Annotated in this window: 1 protein-coding gene; it reads left to right on the plus strand. The window is 40.4% G+C overall.

Annotated elements, in window-relative coordinates:
* On the plus strand, positions 1 to 861 hold an 861-nt coding region (locus tag UQ64_RS29735; RefSeq protein ID WP_060627036.1), incomplete at its 5' end, for an IS110 family RNA-guided transposase.
* Positions 862 to 992 lie beyond the last annotated feature (131 nt).

Below are 992 nucleotides of genomic sequence, written 5' to 3' on the forward strand. Positions count from 1 at the left end.
AGGGAAGAGTTTGAACCCTTTAAGAAAAGAGGTGTGCAACTCCTCAACTTGCGCTATCTTACAAGGCAATATGAGTCTCTTTCAAAGATGTGTGTACAGACTAAACTGCAATTCCAAGCTGTTTTAGATCAGGTTTTCCCGGGTTATAAAGGCGTGTTTGGAGCTATGTATTCCGGTGTTTCACTGCGGTTTTTGAGTGAATTTCCAACTTCATATTCAGTTCTGCAGACAGATGAAGATGTACTCAGAGCTAAGATGAAAGAACTGCTTTCTTCGAAACGGGGGCGTTCAGAGGACTGGATTAACCAACGGGTTCAACGACTGATAGATGCGGCAAAACAAAATCCATTTCAGCAAACTATGTATGCAAGTCATTTAATCAATTTGAAAGTTCTTATTACCCTTATTCTTCAATACCAAGAGCATCTTGCTGAACTAGAACAGAACATAGATGCTCTGGCTGAAGAAATTGAAGAGTATGAATTAATTCAGTCGATTCCCGGGATTGGGCATAAAATTGCTGCAACAATTTTATCCGAAATTGGAGAAGTCGACCGATTTGATCATCCTAAGAAGTTAGTCGCCTTTGCAGGCATTGACCCGAGTGTTTTTGCTTCTGGTAAGTTTACTGCGACTCGAAACCGAATCACGAAACGCGGTTCCAGGCAGCTGCGTTACGCGCTGGTGATGGCTGTTCAGTGTGGACTTATACGCTCCCGTAATATGCGAATCAAAGCGTTCTATGAACGTAAGAGAGCTGAGGGAAAACCACATAAAGTAGCTCTAATCGCATGTGCAAATAAACTCGTCCATTGGCTCTATGCAATCTTAAAAAACAAAAAGGAATTTCGCCCAACTTAAAAAATAGTATTGGTATAACCTTCCAAGACACAACGAAAATTGAAGGTTTTTTTGGCATGCTCATTTTAACTATACCACATGATTTAAAATCACTTTACTGGTAATGTTGACAAGCTATTAGCTGGTATAGC

Origin of the sequence: Paenibacillus etheri (assembly GCF_001012825.1) — a bacterium.
Lineage (GTDB): Bacteria > Bacillota > Bacilli > Paenibacillales > Paenibacillaceae > Paenibacillus_AQ > Paenibacillus_AQ etheri.